The following is a 19,407-nucleotide window of genomic DNA, read 5'->3' as shown; positions in this document are numbered from 1 at the left end:
ACCGAACCCGCGAGACCGTCATGGCCAGCTACAAGCTCCTGCTCCTCCCCGGCGACGGGATCGGCCCGGAGGTCGCCGGCGGCATGCAGGTGGTGCTCGACACCCTCAAGGAGACCGGTCTCGCGACCTTCGAGACCGAGACCGACCTCGTCGGCGGCAGCGCCCTCGACGCGCACGGCGTCCCGCTCGCGGACGCGACCCTGCAACGCGCGAGGGACGCGGACGCGATCCTGCTCGGCGCGGTCGGCGGACCAAAATGGGCCGGTGTCGCCTACGAGAACCGCCCCGAAGCCGGCCTGCTGCGCCTGCGCAAGGAGCTCGACCTCTTCGCCAACCTGCGGCCGGCGATCTGCTACCCGGCGCTGGCGGAGGCCTCGGCGCTGAAGCGCGAGCTGGTCGAGGGACTCGACATCATGATCGTGCGGGAGCTCACCGGCGGCGTCTATTTCGGCGAACCGAAGGAGATCACCACGCTGGAGGACGGCTCCAAGCGGGCGGTCGACACCCAGGTCTACACGACGGCGGAGATCGAGCGGATCGCCCACGTGGCCTTCGACCTCGCGGGCAAGCGCTCAGGCCGGGTCGCCTCGGCCGAGAAGCACAACGTGATGAAGTCGGGCGTTCTCTGGAAGGAGGTCGTCACCAAGGTGCACGCCGAGCACTACGCCGACCTGCAGCTCGAGCACGTCCTCGCCGACAACTGCGCCATGCAGCTGGTGCGCCGGCCCAAGCAGTTCGACGTGCTGGTGACCGACAATCTGTTCGGCGACGTGCTCTCCGACATCGCCGCCATGCTCACCGGCTCGCTGGGCATGCTGCCGTCGGCTTCCCTCGGCGCGGTCGACGCGAGCGGCCTGCGCCGCGCGCTCTACGAGCCGGTCCACGGCTCGGCGCCCGACATCGCCGGCCAGGACAAGGCCAACCCGATCGCCATGATCGGCTCGCTCGCCATGTGCCTGCGCTACTCCTTCGGCCTCGGCGACGCGGCCGACGCCCTCGACGGCGCCATCACCGACGCCCTCGCGGGCGGCGCGCGCACCGCCGACATCGCCGGCGAGGGCACGAACCCGATGGGCACGCGCGCCATGGCCAGCGCGGTGGCGGACGCGCTCCGCACCCGGGTCGGCTGAGACACGTCTTCGGCGCGTCGCAGCACCGGGGTCGGTCCCCAGCCGCGTGTTTCGACGCATGGCGGTCGGGCGCGACCTTCGCTATGACGCGCCCATCGAGGATTGGGAGCGTCATGAAGGCCGGAGACGGGGCGTCTGAGCGCGCGAGCGCGGATTTCGGCTTCGAGCGCGTGGCGCTCGACGAGAAGCAGGGGCGCGTCGACAGCGTCTTCCACTCGGTCGCCCGCCGCTACGACATCATGAACGACCTGATGTCGGCGGGCCTGCACCGGGCCTGGAAGGCGCAGCTCGTCTCGATGCTGCGGCCGCCGCAGAACCGCGCCTTCGCGCATCTCGACGTCGCCGGCGGCACCGGCGACGTGGCCTTCCGGGTGCTGGCCGCGGGCGGTCCGCGCACCCGCGTCACCGTCCTCGACATCAACGAGTCGATGCTGCGGGTCGGCGCCGAGCGGGCGCGGGAGCGCAAGGTCGACGAGGCCGGCGACCGGATCGCCTTCGTGACCGGCAACGCCGAGGCGCTGCCGCTGCCGGACGCGTCCTTCGACGCCTACACGATCGCCTTCGGCATCCGGAACGTGCCGCGGATCGAGACGGCGCTGGCCGAGGCGCGGCGGGTGCTGAAGCCCGGTGGGCGCTTCCTCTGCCTGGAATTCTCGGCCGTCGACATCCCGCTGCTCGACCGCATCTACGACGCCTACTCGTTCAACGTGATCCCGCGCATCGGCGCCCGGGTGGCCGGGGACGCCGAGTCCTACCGCTACCTCGTGGAGTCGATCCGGAAGTTCCCGACGCGCGGCGCCTTCGCGGGCATGATCGAATGCGCGGGCTTCCGGCACGTCACCGACCGGGCGCTGACGGGCGGGATCGTGGCCATCCATTCGGGCTGGAAGGTCTCTTGACCGCCGCCGCGCGCGACGGGAGCCAGCACCGGTGATCAGCGCCGCCGTCAATTTGTTCCGCGGCGCGCGGGTCGGCTTCGTGCTGGCCCGCGAGGGCGCCCTCGCCCTCGTCGACCCCTCCGAGCTGCCCCCGCACCTGCGCCTCGCCCTGCGGATCGGCCGCTCCCTCGAGCGGCCCGGCCTCGACGACGGGGCGGCCCGGCTCTCTGCGGCGATGACGCGCCTCGGCCCGTCCTACGTGAAATTCGGCCAGTTCCTGGCGACGCGGCCCGACATCGTCGGCATGCGCGCGGCCTTCGACTTGGAGAAACTGCAGGACCGGGTGCCGCCCTTCCCGCAGGCGGTCGCGCTTCGCACCGTCGAGGCCGCCCTCGGCAAGCCCGTGAGCGCCCTGTTCGTCTCGTTCAGCGAGCCGATCGCCGCCGCCTCGATCGCGCAGGTCCACAAGGCGATCGTGCAGGATCCCGACGGCACGCAGCGCGCCCTCGCCGTGAAGGTGATGCGGCCTGGCGTCCGCGAGCGCTTCATGCGCGACCTCGAGGTCATGCGCTTCATGGCGCGGGTGGTGAACGCCCTGTCGCCGCAGGCGGAGCGGCTGCGCCCGCGCGAGGTGGTGGAGATCCTCGCACGCTCGGTGCTGATGGAGATGGATTTCCGCCTGGAGGCGGCGGCCGCCTCCGAGCTCGCCGAGAACACCAAGGACGATCCGGACTTCCGTGTGCCGAGGCCGGAATGGGAGCTGACCGCCCGCGAGGTGTTGTCGGCCGAGTGGATCGAGGGGACCCGCCTGCACAGCGCCGCGGAGCTCGCCGCCCGGGGGCACGATCCGCAGACAATCGGCCGGACCGTCATCCAGAGCTTCCTGCGGCACGCGATCCGCGACGGCTTCTTCCATGCGGACATGCACCAGGGGAACCTGCTGGTCGATGCCGAGGGCCGGCTGGTCGCGGTCGATTTCGGCATCATGGGCCGCCTCGGCCCGAACGAGCGCCGGTTTCTCGCCGAGATCCTGCTGGGCTTCATCCTGCGCGATTACCGCCGGGTGGCGAAGGTCCATTTCGAGGCGGGCTACGTGCCGGCCCACCACTCCGTGGAGGATTTCGCTCAGGCGATCCGCGCCATCGGCGAGCCGATCCACCAGCGCCGGGCCGACGAGATCTCGATGGCCAAGGTCCTGACCCTGCTGTTCGACGTCACGGCCCTGTTCGACATGAGCACCCGCACCGAGCTGGTGATGCTCCAGAAGACCATGGTGGTGGTGGAGGGCGTCGCCCGCTCCCTCGACCCGCGCCTCGATATGTGGACCACGGCCGAGCCGGTCGTGCGCGCCTGGATCGCCCGCAACATGGGGCCGGTCGGCCGGGCGCAGAGCGGCCTGGACGCCCTCAAGGTCGTCTCCGACGTCGTCGGCGACATCCCGGACCTTGCCATGCGGTTGAAGCGCGTGCTGGTCCGCCTCGACGAGGCCGGCACCGGCGATGCCCGCCGGCTGGAGCGCTTCGCCCGCAACGAACGCTACCGCGCGATCTGGTCGACGCTGGCCCTGTGGGGCATCGCCGTCGGCGCGCTGATACTGGCGTTCCGGGGTCTCTGACGCGGCACCATCCCCGATCCGGGACCGGGACCGCGCGTCGTCCGCGGGCGCTCAGCCGGGCTCGGGTCCCTGGGCGGGCGCGTCCTCCGTCGCGGGGACCAGGGCACGCAGCTCGCGGGCCAGCTCCTTGAGCCCGGTCGAGCCCTTGGCGAGCACCCGGTCGGCCTGACCGGCCAGACGGCGCCGGTCCTCGGCCGTGACGTCCTTGGCGGTGAGCACCACCACCGGCACGTCGCGGCTGTCAGGCCGGGCCCGCAGCGCCCGGAGGAACGCGAAGCCGTCCATCTCGGGCATCATCAGGTCGAGCAGGATGAGGGACGGACGCTCCGTCTCCAGGGCTGCCAGGGCACGCAGGCCGTTCTCGGCCTCGCGGACCGGGAAGCCCTCGCGCGCGAGATAGGCGCAGACGTGCTCGCGGACGTCGGCCTCGTCCTCGACGACGAGGATCGCGCCGTCGCCCGAGGCGAGGCGGAAGCGGTCGACGATCTGGCGCAGGCTTCCCCAGTCGATCGGCTTCTGCAGGTAGTCGGTGGCGCCGAGGGAGAAGGCGAGGTTCTGCTCGTCCAGGACCGTTACCATCACGATCGGCGTCGCGCCGATCTCGGGATCGGCCCGGATGGCCCGCAGCACCGCCCATCCGTCCATCTGCGGCATGGTGACGTCGAGGAGCACGGCCCGCGGATGCAGGCTGCGAGCGAGATCGAGCCCGCGCCGCCCGTCCTCGGCGACCGTCACCGAGAAGCCCTCGCGCTCCAGGAAGCGCGCCAGCAGATCGCGGGTCGCGGCGTCGTCGTCGACCACCAGGATCGTCCCGCGGTCGCCGCCTCCCGATGCGGCCGGGTCCGCGTCCTCGGCCGCGGCGGCCTCGAAACGGTCCGGCAGCGTCAGCGTGAAGGTGGTGCCCTGCCCCTCGCGGCTGTCCACGGTGATCGAGCCGCCCAGCATCTCGGCGAAGGCCCGGGTGATCGCGAGGCCGAGCCCGGTGCCGCCGAACCGGCGCGTCGTGGAGGCGTCGGCCTGGGTGAACCGCTCGAACAGCTTGCCGACCTGCTCCCGCGTCATGCCGATGCCGGTGTCGGCCACGCAGAAGCGCAGCGCACCGTCCGCCCGGGCGACCGCCAGGGTGATCCGGCCATCCTCGGTGAACTTCGCGGCGTTGCTCAGGAGATTGATCAGGCACTGCCGCAGCTTGGTCACGTCGGTATGCGCGCTGCCCAGGCCCGGCTCCAGCTCCAGCGCCAGGGTGTTGCCCTTCTTGGCGACGAGACCCTCGACCGTGACCGCGACCTCCTGCACCACGGCGGCGACCTCGAAATCCTCCGCGTAGATCTCGACCCGGTCGGCCTCGATCTTCGAGATGTCGAGCACGTCGTTGATCAGGCCGAGGAGGTGGCGGGCGTTGGTCTCGATCTTCTTCATGTCGGTGACGAGATCGGCCTCGCCGATATCCTCCAGCTCCTCCTGCACCATCTCGGAATAGCCGATCACCGCCGAGAGCGGGGTGCGCAGCTCGTGGCTCATATTGGCCAGGAACTGGCTCTTGGCCGCGTTGGCGGCCTCGGCCGCCGCACGCGCCGCCTCGATCGCGGCCTCGGCCTCCTTGCGCTCGGTGATGTCCGTGTGGGTCCCGACCCACTCCCGCAGGGTGCCGTCGGGTTCGAGGATCGGGACGGCGCGCACGCTCATGTGCCGGTAGGTCCCGGAGGCGGCGCGGATCCGGTGCTCGGTGGCGTAGGGTTCCAGGCTGGTGACAGCGCGGGTCCACGCGGCGCGGGTATGCGCACGGTCCTCCGGGTGGACCGCGTCAAGGAAGCCGAGTCCCGCGTAGGCGGCCTCGTCCTGGCCGGTGAAGCGGGTCCAGGCCGTCTGGCGGCGATGGAGGCTCCCTTCCGGGTTGGCGGTCCAGACGATGGCGGCGCTCGCCTCGATCAGCGAGCGGAAGCGCTCCTCGCTCCGGCGCAGCCGGGCCTCCGCGAGGTGGCGGATGGTCTCGTCGACCACCACGAGGCCGACGCCCTCGACGCTCTGGTCGGCCGCCGCGCTCTCCTCGCCCCGGAGCGGATAGAAGCTCATCGAGAAATGCCGCACGCCGCCCGGCGCCGAGGGGGTCGGCACCGCCACCGGCACGTTCGGCGAGACCAGGCCTTCCGTTAGGGCCGCGGCCAGCTTCGGGGCCAGCTCCTCCCGCAGCGTCGGGAGCATGGCCCAGATCGGCGCGCCGAGATCGGCCCCGAAGCCGCGCTCGCTCATGGTGGCGAGCGCCCGGTTCATGTGCCGGATCTTCAGGTCACGGTCGAGGAAGCCGAGCCCCACCGGCGCGTTGGCCAGCACCCCGTCGAGGAGGCGGGACATCCGCAGGGATTCCTGCCGTCGCACCAGGGCGAGGCGCGCCAGCAGCACGATCGCTCCGAGGGCCGCCGCCGCGGAGAGGAGGAACAGAAGGAGTCCGCGCCACGCTTCGCGCGCCTGGATGGTCGCGAGCTGCTCCAGGGTCGCGGCCTGCCGGGCCGCCGACTCGGCGCGGATCGCGTCCATCAGCTGCTTGCCCTCGCCGGTGCGGACGAGGTCGATGGCGGCGTCGAAGCCCCGGTTCCGCCGCGCCTCCACCACCCGGGCGGCGAAGTCGCGCTTCTGCGCGATCAGCCCGGCGAGCGACGGGCCGCCGGCCCGGACCGACTCCTGCGCGGCGGCGCCGAGGCCGGTCAGCTCCGTGTCGATCTTGGTGAGGGCGGTCGTGTAGGGTCGGAGGTAATCCTCGCTGCCGACCAGAACGAAGCCGCGCTCCCCGGTCTCCAGGTCCTTGACCTCGGAGATCAGGCGCTCGATCCCGGCGATCGTCGCGTTCGCACGGGCGGTCGCGGCCCGGTCGGTCTCGCCGGTCACGTAATTGGCCGTGCCGCTGCCCAGGGCGACGATCAGCAGGATGAAGGCGACGGGCGAGCCGAGGAGCCAGCCCAGCGGGCCGGCGCCGCGCCAATTGCGCCGGCGCAGGCCGAAGATCGATCCGGCGCGCGACGGGGCGCTCACGTCTCCACCAGCCCGGTGGTGGCGCCCGACGCCTCGGAATCCGGCCGGCCGTGCGGCTGGCCGAGATATTCCCGCGACCGCATCTCGATGAGGCGCGAGACGGTCCGGTCGAACTCGAAGGCCTCGCGGCCGGTCCGGGCGGTGTAGAGGTCCTGCGCTTCGGCGGCCGCGGAGGCCACGAGCTTCACGTGCCGGTCGTAGAGCGTGTCGACCAGCGTGATGAAGCGCTTGGCCTCGTTCCGCTCCGCCTCGCCCATCACTGGGATCCCGTCGAGGATCACCGTGTGGTAGGCGCGGGCGAGTGCCATGTAGTCGGAGGCGCCGAGGGGCTGGCGACAGAGATCGTCGAAGCCGAACCGGGCCACGCCGGTCGCCTGCTCGGGAACCGCCACGGCCCGGCCGTGGACCGTGACCGTCGCCGGGAGGCCGCGAGCCTTGCCGGTCAGGGCCTTGAAGGCGGCGTCGAGGGCCGCGCGCGCCGCCGCGTCGGCGGGGACATGGTAGACCGCCGCGCCGCCGAGCTTCTCGAGCCGGAAATCCGTCCGGGAGTCGAGCCGGACGACGGTCACGCGTTCCTGGAGGTTCGCCACGAAGGGCAGGAACAGCGCCCGATTGAGGCCGCCCTCGTAGAGTCGGTCTGGCTCGACGTTCGAGGTCGCGACGACGGTGACGCCGCGCCGGAACAGATGGTTGAACAGGCGACCCAGGATCATCGCGTCGGCGATGTCGGTGACGGTGAACTCGTCGAAGCACAGCAGGGTCGCCTCGTCGGCCAGCTGGTCGGCCACCGGTCCGATCGGGTCGTCGCCCTTGACGGTGCCGGCCTTCAGCGCCTGACGGTAGGCGTGGATCCGCTCGTGCGCGTCGGCCAGGAAACCGTGGAAATGGACGCGCCGCTTCGGCTCCGGCGCCGCCTCGTGGAAGAGGTCCATCAGCATGGTCTTCCCGCGCCCGACCGAGCCCCAGATGTACAGGCCCTTGATCGTCTCGGCCTCGTCCTTGCGACGGAACAGCCACCCCAGAGCGCTCGTCTTGCTGGCCCGCTTGCGGCGCTGGAGGTCGACGACCAGCCGGTCGAGGGCGCGCACGAGGTGCGCCTGGGCGGGATCGCGCTCGATGGCGCCGGTGGCGACCAGCGCCTCGTAGCGCTCGTGGACCGGGCCGGGCGAGACCGCACCGGCGAGCGCCGCCGGCGACGGGGCGATGGGCTTGCCGGATCTGTCGTTCACGCCGCCGGTTCCTCGCTGCTGATCGCGGTACCGGTTCGGCACCCCCTGCACCCGCATCGGCGGTCAACGACCCGGGGCCTGTTCCAGTGCCGCGCAAGCTCGGCCTGAATCAAGCCCGCGGCCGAACAGCCGCGGGCAAGCGTCCCATCGAGGCGTCCCATCGAGGCGTCCCATCGAGGCGTCCCATCGAGGCGTCCCATCGAGGCGTCCCATCGAGGCGTCCCATCGAGGCGTCCCATCGAGGCGTCCCATCGAGGCGTCCCATCGAAGCCTCCCATCGGTCCCACGCATGGCAGGCCCGCGGCCGGCCGGCCCCGCACTCTGCTGCATTGCACAATGAATTCGGGGATGCGACATCCCGGCGGTCTCTTGGGAGGAGCGTCCGGATCACCCCGCGCGGCAGCGCGCACGAACCGGAGCTTCATCATGGCGGTACAAGCCCTCGATGGGCCGACCCACACCATCCGGCGTCTCTGGCCGGCGGACCGCGCTGCGGTCCTCGACTATTTCCTGCGGCTGGATCCGGAGACCCGGGCGAGCCGCTTCATGGGCAATGTCAGCGAGGCCGGAGTCCGGGCCTACGCCGCGCAGGCGCTGACCGCGGAGGGCGTGATGTACGGCGCCTTCGTGGGCGGCGTGTTGCGCGGTCTCGCCGAGTTGCGGCCGATGGGGCCGGGGGCGTCCCGCTACGCCCTGGGGCCGCACGCTGAGGCGGCCTTCGCGGTCGAGCAGACCTTCCGCCGCAAGGGGATCGGGGCCGCCCTGTTCGCCCGGATCGCCCGCGCGGCGCGGCATCGCGGCGTCAAGGATCTCCACGTCCGCTGCCTGTCGGGAAACGGGCCCATGCTGCGGCTCGCGGCCAAGCACGGGGCGGCCCTCCAGCACGAGGGGCGCGAGACCGAGGGCGCCCTGCACCTCGCGCGTCCGACGCCGTTCTCGCTCTGGTACGAGGGGATCGCGGAGGCGTTCGACTTCACCCTGGCGGCGGGCTTCCCGGAGCGGGTGCAGGCCGGGCGCTGAAAGCAGGCTTCAGCCGGCGATGTCGCCGACGAGGGCGAAGGTCAGGAGATCCACGGACGTCGCCCCGCCGCGCAGGAGCGCGCGGGCGGCGGCGTTGCCGGTGGCGCCGGTGGTCATGACGTCGTCCACGAGAAGGACCCGGCGCCCGCGGACGCGGTGCTGCTCGGCGGAAGCGACCCGGAAGGCGCCGCTCAGGTTCTCGGCCCGCGCCGCGCGGCTCAGGCCGACCTGGGATCGCGTGGCCCGCACGCGCACGAGGGCCGTGGCGACGCACGGCCGCCCCGCCGCATCCGCGATCGCCCGCGCCAGCAGGGCGGACTGGTTGAAGCGCCGCCGCCACAGGCGTCCGCGATGGAGCGGTACCGGCACGAGGCACTCGGCCTCGGCGATCAGGGTCCGGCCGCTCGCGGCCATCATCCGGGCCATCACGCCGGCGAGATCGAGCCGGTCCTCATACTTCAGGCGATGGACGAGCCGCCGCGCCACGGAATCGTAGAGGGCGACCGCCCGGGCGCGGCCGAAGACCGGCGGTTCCGCGATGGCCCGGGGCGACACCAGCGGGCCGACCCCGAGGTCGACCGCGAAGGGCGTACCGTAGCGCTGGCACACCGGTTCCTCGATCAGGCGCAGGCTCGACCAGCAGGACGGACAGAGGGCGCCCGGATCGGCGGTGGCGCCGCCGCAGCCCGCGCAGGTGGGCGGGTAGATCAGGGAGACGACCCCGCGCGGCAGACCGCGCAGGGCCGTGGCGACGGCCTGGAAGGCCGTCATGCGCGCGACGCGCTCCCGCAGACCCGGCTTACTGGGCCGAGACGGGGCGCGCCTGCGGCGCCATCTGCTGCCGCTCGACCTGACGGTCGCGAGCGTTGGCGCGGTGGCGGCCGATGGCGCAGCCGGCCGCGGCGCCGACGAGGCCGTGATGGCCGGCGTAGTGACCCGCGATGCCGCCGACGATGGCGCCCTTGATGCAGCCCTTCGCCTCGGCGCCGCCCGCGGCGGCCAGGGTGGTGAGGGCCACGGCGGCCCCGACGAGCATGCGCTTCATGATGTGTGCTCCCTGAGGAATCTCGGCCGTTGGGCCGGTTGCAGCAGGAACAGCGACGCTCCCGAGTCGTTCCAGCATCCTAGCGCAGCTCACGAGACCGTGCGCGGCGACGGTGGCGCGACGCGACCGCAGATGCCATCTGCCCCCCGATGGATGCTCCCGCCGCCCTGTTCGACACGCGCCTCGCCCGCCGCCGCCTCGCCCGTGCCGGGCGCCTCGGCTACCCGGGCTTCCTCCTCGACCGCCTCGCCGAGGATCTCGACGACCGGCTCGGCGCCGTCCTGCGCAGCTTCGTCTCTGTTCTCGACCTCGCCACGCCGCGTCCCGTGGCGACCCGGCTGCTCGCCGCCCGCTATCCGGCGGCGCGGCATGTCCGCCTCGCGGCCCTGCCGGAGCCGGGCGGCGACCTGATCGTCGGAGATCCCGAAGCGCTGCCGCTGGCGACCGGGAGCCTGGACCTCGCCGTGTCGCTGCTGGCCCTCCACGCCGTGAACGACCTCCCCGGCACGCTGATCCAGCTGCGCCGCGCCCTCCGTCCGGATGGGCTGTTCGTCGGCTGCCTGCTCGGCGGCGCGACGCTGACGGAGCTGCGCCAGAGCTTCGCCCAGGCCGAGAGCGAGGTCGAGGGTGGGGTCAGCCCCCGCGTGGCGCCCTTCGCGGCGGTGCGCGAGGCCGGCGGCCTGCTGCAGCGGGCGGGCTTCGCGCTGCCGGTGGCCGATACCGACACGCTGACGGTCCGCTACGCCGACCCGTTCGGCCTGATGCGCGACCTGCGGGCCATGGGCATGACCAACGTGCTCACCGAGCGGCGGCGGACGCCGCTGCGGCGGGCGACGTTGCTGCGCATGGCCGAGATCTACGCCGAGAGATTCTCGGACCCGGACGGTCGCGTGCGGGCGACCTTCGAGGTGCTGTGGCTCTCGGGCTGGGCGCCGCACGAGACCCAGCAGAAGCCCCTGCGGCCCGGGACCGCGAAGACGCGCCTCGCCGACGCGCTCGGGACCGTCGAGTTGAAGCCCGAGGGAGGGAACACGCCATGAAGCTGCCCGGACCGGACCACCCGATCACCGTCGAGCCCGAGTCCCGCCGCGTCCGCGTCGTCGTGGCGGGCGCCGCGGTCGCCGAGACCCGGAACGCCCTGCGGCTGCAGGAGGCTCGGTACCCACCGGTCTTCTACGTGCCGCGAAGCGACATCCGCGCCGATTGTTTCGTCGCCTCGGCGCGGACGAGCCACTGCCCGTACAAGGGCGACGCCCACTATTTCGACCTCGTCGTCGACGGCGATCGGCGCCCCGACGCGGTCTGGAGCTACGGCGACCCGTACCCGGCCGTCGCGGCAATCCGCGACCACGTGGCTTTCTACCCGGACCGGGTCGACGCCATCGTGCTGGAGGACTGAGCCGGCCGCGCGTCCGGTTCAGTCGCGCACGAGGCTCCAGAACCCGTGCTTGCGGCCGTGCGCCCGCCGCAGAGCAGCGCGGTAGGCCTGCGGATCCGGATCGACGTCGCCGGTCGCGAGGCGCCCCGCCAGGGCGTCGAGCTCCGCGAGGTAGCGCGCGCCGTGCGGGTAGGCGGCGCTGCGGCCGGTCTCGAGGATCGAGTCGAGGAGCCGGCGATACAGGATCGTCGCGGCCTGGGGGTGATCCTGCGCCAGCGCCTCGGCGACCGGCGCCAGCACCGCGTACTGGTCGCCCTGCCAGGTCTCAGGCCGCGCGACGACCAGCGCGGCCGCACGGCGCAGATCCGGCCAAGCCGCCAGGAAGGCGAGCGCCCGATGCGGCTGCGGGAAGGCCTCGGCGTGGTCGAGGGCGCGCCGGAGCGCCTCCTCGTCCTCGAAATCCGGAAGCTTGGCGAGGAAGGTGCGCAGCATCGGCGCGTCGAGTTCGCGCTCGAACCGCCCCCAGCGCAGGGCCTGCGCCTCATCGCCCTGGCCGAGCGCGTCGAGGATCTCGATCTCCAGCGCCTGCCGCTCCCGTTCCGGTCCGCGCAGGTCGAAGCCGGCGATCAGGTCGGCCCGGGTGGCGATGCGCAGACCCGGATCCTGCATGCGTCGGATCCAGTCCAGCGCCTCGGTGGCGCGCCCGGCGTCGAGGAGCCGCCGGGCGATCGCCACGCGGTTCTCCCGCCCCGGCAAGGTCGCCCGCTCCAGGGCGATGAAGGTGTCGGTGTCGCCGCGCCGGTCGGCGACGGCTTGGCGCAGGCGCAGGATCTGGATCCGGGCCGCCTGCCGGTGATGGGTCGCGTCGCGGCGGGGATCCCCACCCTGCGGCAGGGCCGCCTCGGCGGCGGCGAGCCGGTCGTCGATCTCCGCGAGGGATGGCTCGGGCAGCGCCGGGATCATCTCGCCGAGGACGGTTCTGAGGGGGCCGAACGGATCCGCCGCGAACGGCTCGACGAGGCGCGCCGCTACCCGGGCGGCGTCCTCCGGCGGCAGGGCGCCGGCGATCTCCACGAAGGCTGCTGAGGCGCGGTCGAACACGCCCTGCACGGCGCCGGTGCTGTCGTCCACGCGGTTCAGGACCGCGTCGGCGCCGTCGAGAAAGCGCCGGAGCCGGTCGAGCGCAGCCCCCGCATCGAGGGGCCGCAGTTCGTTGAGGATCACCGTCACGGTCGTGTTAAGATCGGCCGCGAAGGTCCGGCGCTTCTGCCAGTCGATGTAGCCCTGGGCGCCCTCGAGGGCCGTCAGCCGCCGGTCGACGATCGCCGCGACGGCCTCGGGGCCCTGGAGCGAGGCGAGCGCGGCGCTCACCAGCTTCTTGAAGGCCGGGTTGCGCCCGGTCTCGCCGAGGATCAGCGCGATCAGCCGGTCCGGGCCGAGCGCCGCCAGCGTCTCCGGCGACGGGGTCGTCCGCCGCGCGCCCTTCGGCAGGGCGGGCGCCCTGCGACCGGCCGGCGCCGCGGCCGGGGTTACGCGCCGCGCACGCGCCACGAGATTTCCCGCCGTTGCGGACGATCGCGCATGTCCGTCCCGTCCGCCGCGGCTACTCCACGACCCGGGCGCGGGGCCGGTCGCTGCCCTGCGCGGTCTCATCGTGCCAGCCGCCGGCCTGATCCTGATAGCGGATCCCCTCGGTCGACCCGGGGACCTGCTGTTCCGCCGCCGCGGCCTGCGCCGCCTGCAGCGCCTCCTCGCGGCTCGGGAACGTCTCGGAGAACACGTCGCCGACCTTGTAGGCGAAGCCGCCGTCGTGCTCGACGATGCGATAGGTTACCTCGGACATCACGCCTCCTGTACGCGCCCTCATCGTTGACCGCGAACCCGCCGGACGCGCCGGGGTTCCAGGCGACGGGGACTCGGCCTCCGATCCGCCGGAAAGTGGCCCTAACCCGGCACGGTCCCGGCACGCAGACGACGACGATGCAGCTTCGCCCGATCCTCGCCCTCGCCCTTCTCTTGGTCGCCCGACCCGCGAGCGCCGAGGAGGGCTTCCTCGACAAGCTGTTCGGCGGCTCCGGGCGCGGGGCGCCGCCCAACCCCTTCGCGTCGAACTATCCCTCGGCGCCGCCGACCGCGGAGGAGGCGCGCGCCGCCCGGGAGCGGCGCTCGGTCCGCGGCGAGCGCGGTTCGCCGGCCGGTCCCCTGCCCCCGGGGCGTATCCCGGAGGAGTGAGGCGCCTCAGGCGTCCCCGACGACGCCGGCCTCGTCCTGCGCCTGCAGCACGTCCGGGCGCGGCATCGAGATGATGTTGTAGCCGGCATCCACGAAGTGGACCTCGCCGGTGACGCCGCCCGAGAGCGGCGACAGCAGGTAGAGGGCCGAACCGCCGACATCCTCCAGGCTAACCGTGCGCCGCAGCGGCGCGTGCGCCCGCTGGTGGTTGAACATCAGCCGCGCGTCGGCGATCCCGGCGCCCGCCAGCGTCCGCATCGGGCCGGCGGAGAGCGCGTTCACCCGGATCCCGTCCGGGCCCAGGTCGCTCGCCAGGTAGCGCACCGAGGCCTCGAGCGCCGCCTTGGCGACGCCCATGACGTTGTAGTTCGGCATGACCCGAGTCGCGCCGCCGTAGGTCAGGGTCAGCAACGAGCCGCCCTGGTTCATCCGCTTGGCCGCGCGCTGCGCAATCTCGGTGAACGAGAAGCACGAGATCGTCATCGTGCGCACGAAATTCTCGCGCGTCGTCACGTCGACGTAGCGGCCCTTGAGCTGCGCCTTGTCGGAGAAGCCGATGGCGTGGACCACGAAGTCGAGGCCGCCATCGAATCGAGCGTCCAGGGCCTCGAAGGTCGCGTCGACCGAGGCCAGATCCTCGACGTCGCAGGGCAGGACGATGTCCGAATCGAGCTTGGCGGCGAGGGGCGCCACCCGGCGGCCCAGGGCCTCGCCCTGGTACGTGAAGGCCAGTCGCGCGCCCTGGGCGTGCAGCGCCTTGGCGATTCCCCAGGCGATCGAGTGATCGTTCGCGACGCCCATGATCAGGCCGCGCTTGCCCGCCATCAAACCCGTCATGCCGACTCACATCCTGACCGAGCACGCCGGACCCGCGAAGCGGGTCCGGATCGCGGTCGCGACCAGCGAACCGCGGCAGGCTGCCTTAACGCGGCTCGCGCCGCGATCCAAACGCGACACCGGCAGACGGCGGGCAAAAAAAAGCCCCGCCGGCGGGCGGGGCGTTCGTGGCGTCGTGGGTCGGGCTCAGAAATGCCCGTCCGTGTGGGAATCCGCTTCTTCCAGCGCGGCCTGCTTCGCGTAGATCGCCGCGACACCGGCGATCATGAGGCCGCCCAATGTTCCGAAGATGAAAGTCCCCATCGCCACCACCAGATCTCAACAGCGGGTAAACGCCGGCCCGCGGCCGGCGGTTCCGCGCCGGGCGATCAGGCGTCGACGTGCTTCAGGACCAGGGTGGCGTTGGTGCCGCCGAAGCCGAAGGAATTGGTCAGCACGTGGCCGAGCTGCGCGTTGTCCCGGCGCTGCTGCAGGATCGGCATGTCGGCGAAGGCCGGGTCGAGCGTGTCGATGTGCGCGCTCTCGCAGATGAAGCCGTTGTTCATCATCAGCAGGCTGTAGATCGCCTCCTGCACGCCGGTGGCGCCCAGGGAATGGCCGGTCAGCGACTTGGTGGCCGAGATCGGCGGGCAATCCTCGCCGCGGCCGAACACCTCGCGGATCGCCTCGATCTCCTTGTCGTCGCCGACCGGCGTCGAGGTGGCGTGCGGGTTGATGTAGTCGATCCGCGCGCCCTTCAGCCCGTCCAGCGCCTGGCGCATGCAGCGCACGGCGCCCTCGCCCGACGGCGCGACCATGTCGTGGCCGTCCGAGGTGGCGCCGTAGCCCGCGACCTCGCCGTAGATCCGGGCGCCGCGCGCCTTGGCGTGCTCCAGCTCCTCGAGGACCAGCACGCCGGCGCCGCCCGCGATGACGAAGCCGTCGCGGTTGGCGTCGTAGGCGCGGGAGGCACGGGACGGCGTGTCGTTGTACTTCGACGACATGGCGCCCATGGCGTCGAACAGCACCGAGAGCGTCCAGTCGAGATCCTCGCAGCCGCCCGCGAAGATGATGTCCTGCCGGCCGCCCTGGATGATCTCGGCGGCGTTGCCGATGCAGTGATTCGAGGTCGCGCAGGCGGAAGAGATCGAGTAGTTCACGCCGCGGATCTTGAACCACGTCGCGAGCGTCGCCGAGGCGGTCGACGACATCGCCTTCGGCACGGCGAACGGGCCGATGCGCTTGGGACCCTTGTCCCGCGCGATGCCGGCGGCCTCGACGATCACGCGGGTCGAGGGACCGCCCGAGCCCATGATGATGCCGGTGCGCTCGTTCGAGATGTCGCCCTGATCCAGGCCGGCATCCTGGATCGCCTGATCCATGGCGACGTGATTCCAGGCGGTCCCGCCGCCGTGGAAGCGCATGGCGCGCCGGTCCACCACGCCCTCGGGATCGAGGGTGGGCGCGCCGGAGACCTGGCTGCGGAAGCCGTGCTCCGCGTAGCTGGCGTCGCGCGCGATGCCCGAGCGGGCCTCGCGCAGGGAGGCGAGCACCTCCTGCGTGTTGTTGCCGATGGACGAGACGATGCCCATCCCGGTGATGACGACACGGCGCATGATGGTGACACTACCTCCGTCGCGGTCCCGGTCGCCCGGGCCGCGTCACGGTCAGCTAAGGTGACGCGGACACAATCTCAACCGCCGAGACCGTCCGGCGTTGCGGCCAAGCCGCGAACCGGACGCGCGGCGGCTGCGGCTCAGCTCTGGAACAGGCCGACCCGCATGTCCTGGACCTGATAGACGCGCTCGCCGTCGGCCTCGAGCCAGCCGTCGCCGATGCCGAGCACGAGCTTGCCCTGACGGACCCGCTTCACGTCGACATTGTAGACGACCTTCTTGATCGTCGGCAGCACCTGGCCGGCGAGCTTCACCTCGCCGACGCCCAGGGCGCGCCCGCGGCCCGGCGAGCCGAGCCAGCCGAGATGGAAGCCCAGCATCTGCCAGAGGGCGTCGAGGCCGAGGCAGCCCGGCATCACCGGGTCGCCCTGGAAATGGCAGGGGAAGAACCAGAGGTCCGGCCGGATGTCGAGCTCGGCCGTCACGTGCCCCTTGCCGTGGGCGCCGCCCTCGGTCCCGATGGACGTGATCCGGTCGAACATCAGCATCGGCGGCAGCGGCAACTGCGCGTTGCCGGATCCGAAGAGTTCGCCGCGCCCGCAGGCCAGAAGATCCTCGTAGGAATAGTGCGACCGGCGGTTCGCACCCTGCGCTTGTGTCTCGGCGTCTGGCGGCATTGCGTTGGCTGTTTCCTCGGATGTGCGCGATCTTCGCGTCGCGGGCGACTATACTCGGCCCATCGGCTGGCGCGCGGGTTAGCACGGGGCGCCGCGCCTTCAAAGCCTGCAGCCGCGGGTATGCGGCAACGCTCGGGTTGCGACTGTCCGACCACTTCAATATACTGAGGAGACATCCGTTCCTTCAGGCCCCTCGTCGAGCGTTCAGTCCAGCGATGTCCGAACCGGTGCCATTCCAGGCCGTCTTCAACGGCCGGGTCCCCGCCCCCCAGTTGGAGGCCAACGGGACTCCGCGCCGCGGCTGTCCGCTGTCCGACCTGCGCGACCGTTTGCGTCGGGCCGGCCTGCGCCCGACGCGGCAGCGCCTGTCCCTGGGCTGGCTGCTCTTCGGCCGCGGCGACCGCCACCTGACGGCGGAGATGCTTTACGACGAGGCGATGCGCGCCAAGGTGCCGGTCTCGCTGGCGACCGTCTACAACACGCTGCACCAGTTCACCGAGGCCGGGCTCCTGCGCCAGCTCGCGCTCGACGGGTCGAAGGCCTATTTCGACACGAACCCGACCGAGCACCACCATTTCTACCTGGAGGACGAGAGCCAGGTGATCGACATGCCGGATTGCGGCATCACGGTCGATTCGCTGCCCGAGGCGCCCGAGGGCATGGAGATCGCCGGGGTCGAGGTGATCGTGCGCCTGCGCCGCAGCCGTCCGGCGGGCCGCCGCCAGGGCTGAGGCCCGCGTCCAACGCAGTACGCAAGCGACGCGAGGCCCGGCATCGTCCGGGCCTTCGTTTTTTCGGGCGGCGGCGGCGTGCCGGGAGCTGGCGCGCCGCCGCCGCCCGGAATGACGGACGGGCGCCGTCGGGGCGCCCGGACCGCTATTCCACGACCTCGTTCGGGTAGACGCCCCACAGGCGATTCTGGCGAATGTAGCCGTCGACGTCCCGCTTGTTGGGCAGCGCGACGATCATGCGGCACCACGTGCCGGTGCAGCTCTTGACGCTGCCGATCACGCCGGTCTGGAGCTTGGCCTCGTCGTCGGCGCCGTCGTCGGCCTTGGCCCGCAGCGACACGGCCGCCTTCTCGACACCCTTGTCGGGGCCGGCATTCACGATGGCGGTGCGGCGCCCGGACAGCAGCGAATGCAGCACCCAGCCCTCGGTGCCCTCCGAATCGCGGATCCTGCGCCAGGTTTCGAACTCGCCCACGATCTCGACCGGCAGGCCGGCCCGCTGGAACACCCAGAGCGTCCGGTGATCCTTCGAGGGGCCTTCGCGGAGGTTGACGCGATCGGTCTTCAGGCTCGCGTAGCGCGGCAGCGGCAGCTTGGTCACCGGCCCGACCCCGGCCTCGGGGCCGGTCGGCGGCGCCGCGCGGGCACCGGTCGCGAGGCCGCCGGCCAGCACCGCCGCGACGGCGAGGCTGAGGCATGACACGCGCATGGTCGTCTCCCTATCCAGACGTGGCGTTGCTCGGCGCCGGACATGTCGAAAGCGGGGCCGGTTCGACACGCGGACCGGCCCGCATCCGATTGTGTTCCGGCCCACCTCTGGTAGAGAGGCCGATGGGTCGGAACAGGCTCCGGAACCGGCGCCCGTGACCGATCCTGTCTGGCCGAGTTCGGTTAACGGACGCTTGCGGGACGCGGTCCGGGCGGGAATCACCGGGCGCGAGCCGTGATCAAGGCCGCTGGGCTGACGGGGAGAGAGACGTGTCGAAGCGCAAGCCGCTGGTGGTCGTGACGCGGCGCCTGCCGGATGCCGTCGAGACGCGGATGCGCGAGCTGTTCGACGTCCGGCTCAATTCCGAGGACGCGCCGATGGCGCCGGACGCCATGGCGTCGGCCCTGCGCGAGGCCGACGTGCTCGTCCCCACCGTGACCGACGAGATCGATGCCGGGCTGATCGCCCAGGCCGGCCCGAACCTCCGCCTGATCGCCAATTTCGGCAACGGCGTCGACCATATCGACGTGGCGGCGGCGCTGGAGCGCGGCATCACGGTCACCAACACGCCCGGCGTGCTGACCGAGGACACCGCCGACATGACCATGGCGCTGATCCTCGCGGTGGCCCGCCGGGTCACCGAGGGCGCGCGGATCATCCCGGACGACGAGTGGACCACCGGCTGGTCGCCGACCTGGATGCTCGGCCGGCGCATCACCGGCAAGCGCCTCGGCATCGTCGGCATGGGCCGGATCGGCCAGGCGCTCGCCAAGCGCGCCCGCGCCTTCGGCCTGCAGGTGCACTACCACAACCGCCGCCGGGTGCCGGCCGCCATCGAGAGCGCGCTGGACGCGACCTACTGGGAATCCCTCGACCAGATGCTGGCGCGCGTCGACATCGTGTCGGTGAACTGCCCGCACACGCCCGCCACGTACCATCTGCTCTCGGCGCGGCGCCTCAAGCTGCTCAAGCCCGAGGCGGTCGTGGTCAACACGGCCCGCGGCGAGGTGATCGACGAGAACGCCCTGGCGCGGCTGATCGAGGGCGGCGAGATCTCGGCGGCCGGCCTCGACGTGTTCGAGCAGGAGCCCGCCGTCAGCCCGCGTCTCGTCAAGCTCGCCCGCCAGGGCAAGGTCGTCCTCCTGCCCCACATGGGCTCGGCGACCTACGAGAGCCGCACCGACATGGGCGAGAAGGTCATCATCAACATCAAGACCTTCATGGACGGACACCGGCCGCCGGACCGCATCCTGCCGAGCATGCTCTGAGCGGCGGACACTGAGCGGCGGACACTGAGCAGCGGA

The 19,407-nt window shown here is 72.1% G+C and carries 19 protein-coding genes; 9 read left to right on the top strand and 10 right to left on the bottom strand.

Annotated features, from left to right (window positions below):
* The first annotated feature begins 20 nt into the window (after positions 1–20).
* From leuB to ubiB, 3 genes are all read left to right on the top strand, one after another.
* Positions 21–1,130 (top strand): 3-isopropylmalate dehydrogenase, encoded by a 1,110-nt coding sequence (gene leuB / locus ACLBX8_RS07545; protein WP_447681422.1) that lies wholly within the window; start codon positions 21–23, stop codon positions 1,128–1,130.
* Between the two features lie 113 nt (positions 1,131–1,243).
* On the top strand, positions 1,244–2,029 hold the full coding sequence (gene ubiE / locus ACLBX8_RS07540) for a bifunctional demethylmenaquinone methyltransferase/2-methoxy-6-polyprenyl-1,4-benzoquinol methylase UbiE (protein WP_447714837.1): 786 nt from the start codon (positions 1,244–1,246) through the stop codon (positions 2,027–2,029).
* Positions 2,030–2,060: 31 nt separating this feature from the next.
* On the top strand, positions 2,061–3,623 hold the full coding sequence (gene ubiB, locus ACLBX8_RS07535) for a 2-polyprenylphenol 6-hydroxylase (protein ID WP_132366688.1): 1,563 nt from the start codon (positions 2,061–2,063) through the stop codon (positions 3,621–3,623).
* Between the two features lie 51 nt (positions 3,624–3,674).
* On the opposite strand, the gene ACLBX8_RS07530 is transcribed toward ubiB, so the two are convergent.
* Both ACLBX8_RS07530 and zapE read right to left on the bottom strand, forming a co-directional pair.
* Positions 3,675–6,650: a response regulator gene (locus tag ACLBX8_RS07530; RefSeq protein ID WP_447698637.1), complete on the bottom strand. Its 2,976-nt coding sequence runs from the start codon at positions 6,648–6,650 to the stop codon at positions 3,675–3,677.
* Positions 6,647–7,879, bottom strand: a complete 1,233-nt coding sequence (gene zapE, locus ACLBX8_RS07525) for a cell division protein ZapE (protein WP_447698638.1) — start codon at positions 7,877–7,879, stop codon at positions 6,647–6,649. Before zapE ends, ACLBX8_RS07530 begins: the two co-directional genes overlap by 4 nt.
* Positions 7,880–8,305: 426 nt before the next feature.
* On the opposite strand from zapE, the gene ACLBX8_RS07520 reads away from it, so the two are divergent.
* Positions 8,306–8,899, top strand: a complete 594-nt coding sequence (locus ACLBX8_RS07520) for a GNAT family N-acetyltransferase (protein ID WP_020092128.1) — start codon at positions 8,306–8,308, stop codon at positions 8,897–8,899.
* 9 nt (positions 8,900–8,908) lie between these two features.
* Here the strand turns inward: ACLBX8_RS07520 and ACLBX8_RS07515 are convergent, their stop codons facing one another.
* Both ACLBX8_RS07515 and ACLBX8_RS07510 read right to left on the bottom strand, forming a co-directional pair.
* Positions 8,909–9,670, bottom strand: a complete 762-nt coding sequence (locus tag ACLBX8_RS07515) for a ComF family protein (RefSeq protein WP_020092127.1) — start codon at positions 9,668–9,670, stop codon at positions 8,909–8,911.
* A 28-nt stretch (positions 9,671–9,698) separates the two neighbouring features.
* A complete protein-coding gene (locus ACLBX8_RS07510) occupies positions 9,699–9,944 on the bottom strand; it encodes a hypothetical protein (RefSeq protein ID WP_020092126.1) in 246 nt (81 codons plus the stop codon).
* A gap of 149 nt (positions 9,945–10,093) precedes the next feature.
* Here ACLBX8_RS07510 and ACLBX8_RS07505 point away from each other — a divergent pair, with 149 nt between their 5' ends.
* Both ACLBX8_RS07505 and ACLBX8_RS07500 read left to right on the top strand, forming a co-directional pair.
* Complete coding sequence (locus tag ACLBX8_RS07505; protein WP_056528928.1) at positions 10,094–10,984, top strand: methyltransferase domain-containing protein; 891 nt, start codon at positions 10,094–10,096, stop codon at positions 10,982–10,984.
* Positions 10,981–11,343: a DUF427 domain-containing protein gene (locus ACLBX8_RS07500; RefSeq protein ID WP_020092124.1), complete on the top strand. Its 363-nt coding sequence runs from the start codon at positions 10,981–10,983 to the stop codon at positions 11,341–11,343. Before ACLBX8_RS07505 ends, ACLBX8_RS07500 begins: the two co-directional genes overlap by 4 nt.
* An 18-nt stretch (positions 11,344–11,361) precedes the next feature.
* Here ACLBX8_RS07500 and ACLBX8_RS07495 read toward each other — a convergent pair whose 3' ends face one another.
* Both ACLBX8_RS07495 and ACLBX8_RS07490 read right to left on the bottom strand, forming a co-directional pair.
* Positions 11,362–12,873 carry a DUF6880 family protein gene (locus ACLBX8_RS07495; protein ID WP_447714836.1) on the bottom strand — a complete coding sequence of 504 codons (1,512 nt, stop codon included), beginning with the start codon at positions 12,871–12,873 and terminating at the stop codon, positions 11,362–11,364.
* A 52-nt stretch (positions 12,874–12,925) separates the two neighbouring features.
* The gene (locus tag ACLBX8_RS07490) at positions 12,926–13,165 is read right to left on the bottom strand and encodes a hypothetical protein (protein ID WP_020092122.1); all 240 of its coding nucleotides are present in this window, start codon (positions 13,163–13,165) and stop codon (positions 12,926–12,928) included.
* A 137-nt stretch (positions 13,166–13,302) separates the two neighbouring features.
* On the opposite strand from ACLBX8_RS07490, the gene ACLBX8_RS07485 reads away from it, so the two are divergent.
* Entirely contained in the window at positions 13,303–13,554 is a 252-nt protein-coding gene (locus ACLBX8_RS07485; RefSeq protein ID WP_042672450.1) for a hypothetical protein, read from the top strand.
* A 6-nt stretch (positions 13,555–13,560) separates the two neighbouring features.
* Here ACLBX8_RS07485 and fabI read toward each other — a convergent pair whose 3' ends face one another.
* The 3 genes from fabI to fabA all read right to left on the bottom strand — a co-directional run bounded on the left by fabI (position 13,561) and on the right by fabA (position 16,663).
* Positions 13,561–14,391, bottom strand: a complete 831-nt coding sequence (gene fabI / locus ACLBX8_RS07480; RefSeq protein ID WP_091926719.1) for an enoyl-ACP reductase FabI — start codon at positions 14,389–14,391, stop codon at positions 13,561–13,563.
* Positions 14,392–14,759: 368 nt separating this feature from the next.
* Positions 14,760–15,986, bottom strand: coding sequence for a beta-ketoacyl-ACP synthase I (gene fabB / locus ACLBX8_RS07475; RefSeq protein ID WP_056528916.1), 1,227 nt, complete (start codon positions 15,984–15,986; stop codon positions 14,760–14,762).
* 140 nt (positions 15,987–16,126) lie between these two features.
* Complete coding sequence (gene fabA / locus ACLBX8_RS07470; protein ID WP_020092118.1) at positions 16,127–16,663, bottom strand: 3-hydroxyacyl-[acyl-carrier-protein] dehydratase FabA; 537 nt, start codon at positions 16,661–16,663, stop codon at positions 16,127–16,129.
* A 215-nt stretch (positions 16,664–16,878) separates the two neighbouring features.
* On the opposite strand from fabA, the gene irr reads away from it, so the two are divergent.
* Positions 16,879–17,394 (top strand): Fur family transcriptional regulator Irr, encoded by a 516-nt coding sequence (irr, locus tag ACLBX8_RS07465; RefSeq protein WP_012319639.1) that lies wholly within the window; start codon positions 16,879–16,881, stop codon positions 17,392–17,394.
* Positions 17,395–17,539: 145 nt separating this feature from the next.
* Here the strand turns inward: irr and ACLBX8_RS07460 are convergent, their stop codons facing one another.
* Positions 17,540–18,103 carry an SH3 domain-containing protein gene (locus ACLBX8_RS07460; RefSeq protein WP_020092117.1) on the bottom strand — a complete coding sequence of 188 codons (564 nt, stop codon included), beginning with the start codon at positions 18,101–18,103 and terminating at the stop codon, positions 17,540–17,542.
* A gap of 269 nt (positions 18,104–18,372) precedes the next feature.
* On the opposite strand from ACLBX8_RS07460, the gene ACLBX8_RS07455 reads away from it, so the two are divergent.
* The gene (locus ACLBX8_RS07455) at positions 18,373–19,371 is read left to right on the top strand and encodes a 2-hydroxyacid dehydrogenase (RefSeq protein ID WP_012319641.1); all 999 of its coding nucleotides are present in this window, start codon (positions 18,373–18,375) and stop codon (positions 19,369–19,371) included.
* Positions 19,372–19,407: the final 36 nt, after the last annotated feature.

This window comes from Methylobacterium sp. D48H, from assembly GCF_053345715.1.
Note: the sequence above shows the minus strand (reverse complement) of the source record. Positions and strands in the feature narration are given on the sequence as shown.